We start from the raw sequence: 4,459 nt of genomic DNA on the forward strand, positions 1-4,459 counted from the left end.
TGGCAAAACCTGTTGCAGGCGATGGTTGCCGACCAACAGCAATCCATCAGCCAACTCAACCTGCTGGGCCAGGATGAGCAACGACACATCCTGCAGCTGTGGAACCAGACTGACGCCGGCTTCTCGGCCGAGCGTCTGGTACACGAAATGGTTGCCGACCGCGCCGCCGAAAACCACGCTGCGGTGGCGGTCAAGTTCGATGCGCAAACCCTGAGTTATGGCGAGCTGGACCGCCAGGCCAACCGCCTGGCCCATGCCCTGATCGCCCGTGGCATCGGCCCCGAAGTGCGCGTGGCAATTGCCATGCCGCGCAGTGCCGAGAGCCTGGTGGCGTTCCTCGCGGTGATGAAAGCCGGCGGTGTGTATGTGCCGCTGGATATCGAGTACCCGCGTGATCGCCTGCTGTACATGATGCAGGACAGCCGTGCGAAGTTGCTGCTGACCCACACCAGTGCGTTGCCGCAACTGCCGATTCCCGAGGGCCTGGACAGCCTGGCCATCGATCGCACCGAGGCGTGGGCCGACTACAGCGACACCGCGCCGGAGGTAAAACTGCACGGCGACAACCTTGCCTACGTGATCTACACCTCCGGCTCCACCGGCCTGCCCAAGGGCGTGGCGGTGTCCCATGGGCCGTTGGTGGCGCACATCATCGCCACCGGCGAGCGTTATGAAACATCGCCGGCCGATTGCGAACTGCACTTCATGTCGTTCGCCTTCGACGGCTCCCACGAAGGCTGGATGCACCCGCTGATCAACGGCGCCAGCGTGCTGGTCCGTGACGACAGCCTGTGGTTGCCCGAGTACACCTACGCGCAGATGCACCGTCACAACGTGACCATGGCGGTGTTCCCGCCGGTGTACCTGCAACAACTGGCCGAGCATGCCGAGCGCGACGGTAATCCACCGAAAGTGCGTGTGTACTGCTTTGGCGGCGATGCGGTGGCGCAAGCCAGCTACGACCTGGCCTGGCGCGCGCTCAAGCCGACCTACCTGTTCAACGGCTACGGCCCGACCGAAACCGTGGTCACGCCGTTGCTGTGGAAAGCGCGCAAGGGCGACCCCTGCGGCGCCGTGTATGCACCGATTGGTACGCTATTGGGCAACCGCAGCGGCTACGTGCTGGACGCGCAACTCAACCTGCAACCCATCGGCGTCGCCGGTGAGCTGTACCTGGGCGGCGAGGGCGTGGCCCGTGGATACCTGGAACGTCCGGCGCTGACCGCCGAACGCTTCGTGCCGGACCCGTTCGGCAAGCCGGGCAGTCGCGTGTATCGCAGCGGCGACCTGACCCGTGGCCGCCCGGATGGCGTGGTGGATTACCTCGGTCGCGTCGACCACCAGGTGAAGGTCCGTGGTTTCCGTATCGAACTGGGGGAAATCGAAGCGCGTCTGCGCGAACAGGACAATGTTGGTGAAACCGTGGTGGTGGCCCAGGACGGCCCGACCGGAAAACAGCTGGTGGCCTATGTGGTTCCGGTGTCCGCCCCGTCCAACGAAGCCGAGTTCCGTGACGCATTGCGTCGCGCACTCAAGGCCCGCCTGCCGGACTACATGGTCCCGGCGCATTTCATCTTCCTGGCGCAAATGCCGTTGACCCCCAACGGCAAGCTCGACCGCAAGGGCCTGCCGCAACCGGATGTGAGCCTTATGCAACAGGCCTATGTGGCCCCGCAGAGCGAGCTGGAACAGCAGATCGCCACGATCTGGGCCGAGGTGCTGCGCCTGCCGCAGGTCGGCTTGAACGACAACTTCTTTGAAGTGGGCGGCCACTCCCTACTGGCCATCCAGATCACCTCCAGGGTCCAGGCCGAGCTGGGCCTGGAAGTGCCGCTGGTGGAAGTGTTCCAGACTGAAACGCTGCGCGCCTATGTGCAGGCGGCTGCCACCTTCCGCGCCGGCAGCGCGGAAGACTTTGATGATCTTCGTGACTTTTTGAGCGAACTAGAGGCGATTTGACCCATGCTTTCCAACCCTAATATCGATCTGGTTTCGCGCTTTCTTCGCCTGCCTCTGGAACAGCGCCAGCAGTTCTACCAGCGCCTGCAAAGCCGGGGCATGAGCTTCGCCCAGCTGCCGATTGCCTCGATCCGCGAGGACGGCCGGAAGCTGCCGTTGTCCTACGCCCAGGAACGGCAGTGGTTTCTCTGGCAGTTGGACCCGGACAGTGACGCTTATCACGTCCCCGGCGCCCTGCGTCTGAGCGGCCAGCTGGACAAGGCCGCCCTGCAGCGCAGTTTCGACACCTTGGTGGCGCGCCATGAAAGCCTGCGTACACGCCTGCACCTGGACGCCGAGGCACGTACTCAGGAGGTGCTGGCCCACGGGGTGGTCGAGATCGCCGAAAGTGCAGTCGACGAAGCGCAGCTCAAGGCCCATGTCGAAGCCGAAATCGCCCGTCCCTTCGACTTGCAGCAAGGCCCGTTGCTGCGGGTCAGTTTGCTCGCAGTGAGCGAAGAGGAGCACGTGCTGGTGCTGGTGCAGCACCATATCGTCTCCGATGGCTGGTCGATGGGTGTGATGGTGCAGGAGTTGATGCAACTCTATGCTGCCTACAGCCAGGGCCAGGACTGTGCATTGGCGCCGCTGCCGATCCAGTACGCCGACTATGCGCTGTGGCAACGCAGCTGGATGGAAGCGGGGGAGAAGGCCCGTCAACTGGCGTACTGGCGCGAATTGCTCAGCGGCACGCAGCCGGTGCTGGAATTGCCGTTCGATCAACCCCGCCCGGCGCAACAGAGCTTCCGTGGCGCGCGTCTGGACATCGCGCTGGAACCGGCACTGGTGGCAGGGTTGAAAGCCCTGGCCCAGGGCGAAGGCGTGACGATGTTCATGCTGTTGCTGGCCGCGTTCCAGGCGTTTCTGTACCGCTACAGCGGCCAGCAGGATATTCGCATCGGCGTGCCGATTGCCAACCGCAACCGCGTCGAGACCGAATCGCTGATCGGCTTCTTCGTCAATACCCAAGTGCTCAAGGCCGACCTCGATGGCCACATGAGCTTCGCCCAACTGCTGCAGCAGGCCAAGCGCCGTGCGCTGGAGGCCCAGGCCCATCAGGACTTGCCGTTCGAGCAACTGGTCGAAGCCCTGCAACCGGAGCGCAGCCTGAGCCATAACCCGCTGTTCCAGGTGATGTTCAACCACCAGGCCAACTCCCCAGCCGCCGCGCAGCAGTTGCCGGGCCTGCGCGTGGCCAACCTGGAATGGGACAGCCACAGCGCCCAGTTCGACCTGAGCCTGGACACCCAGGAAAGCGGCGACGCGATCTGGGCGTCCCTGACCTACGCCACCGACCTGTTCGGCGCTGCCACCGTCGCACGCATGGCCGAACATTGGCTGAGCCTGTTGCGGGCAGCCGTGGCGAATCCTGCATTGCCCTTGCACGACCTGGCGACACTCAACGTCGCTGAGCGCGAGCAAATACTCGCTCAATGGAACGCCACCGCGCGCGACTACCCTCAAGGGCAGTGGGTGCATCAGTTGATCGAGGCCCAGGTGCAGGCGCAGCCGGATGCACCGGCGTTGCGCTTCAATGGGGTGTCGCTCAGTTATGCCGAGCTGAACCGCCGCGCCAACCGCCTGGCCCATCGCCTGATCGAGGCCGGCGTAGGGCCGGACGTACTGGTGGGCCTGGCAGTGGAGCGTTCCATCGACATGGTCGTCGGTCTGCTCGCGGTGCTCAAGGCCGGTGGCGCCTACGTGCCGCTGGACCCGGAATACCCGCGCGAACGCCTGGCCTACATGCTGGACGACAGCGGGGTGAAACTGCTGTTGACCCAGGCGCACTTGCGTGAGCAACTGCCGATTCCCCAAGGCCTGGAAACCCTGGTGCTGGGCGAGTCTGCCTTCGAGGACTACAGCGACGCCAACCCAGGCATCGCCCTGGACGGTGAAAACCTCGCCTACGTGATCTACACCTCGGGCTCCACCGGCCAGCCCAAAGGGGCAGGCAACCGTCATTCGGCATTGCTGAACCGCCTGCAATGGATGCAGGAAGCCTACTGCCTCGACGCCAGCGACACGGTGCTGCAGAAGACCCCGTTCAGCTTCGACGTGTCGGTGTGGGAGTTCTTCTGGCCCCTGATGACCGGCTCGCGCCTGGTGGTCGCAGCGCCTGGTGATCACCGTGATCCGGCCAGGCTGATCAACCTGATCAATCAACAGCAGGTCACCACGCTGCACTTCGTGCCGTCGATGCTGCAGGCCTTCCTGCAGGATCCGGCGGTGTCGACCTGCCAAAGCCTGCAGCGCATCGTGTGCAGCGGCGAGGCCCTGCCGGTGGATGCCCAGCAGCAGGTCTTCGCCAAGCTGCCCCAGGCCGGTCTCTACAACCTGTACGGCCCGACCGAAGCCGCCATCGACGTAACCCACTGGACCTGCGTGGACGAAGGCCGCGATGCGGTACCAATTGGCCGCCCGATCGCCAACCTCGGCTGCTATATCCTCGACAGCCACTTTG

Annotated in this window: 2 protein-coding genes; both read left to right on the forward strand. The window is 64.3% G+C overall.

Translation table 11 applies throughout. The features are described from left to right. The coding region (locus BFP99_RS28855; RefSeq protein WP_256098243.1) for an amino acid adenylation domain-containing protein at positions 1–1,959 on the forward strand (1,959 nt) is incomplete at its 5' end. Positions 1,960–1,962: 3 nt separating this feature from the next. Further along, positions 1,963–4,459: condensation domain-containing protein (locus BFP99_RS28860; protein WP_141690840.1), on the forward strand; the 2,497-nt coding region annotated here is incomplete at its 3' end.

The organism is Pseudomonas sp. 1 R 17, assembly GCF_900067035.1.
Lineage (GTDB): Bacteria > Pseudomonadota > Gammaproteobacteria > Pseudomonadales > Pseudomonadaceae > Aquipseudomonas > Aquipseudomonas marginalis.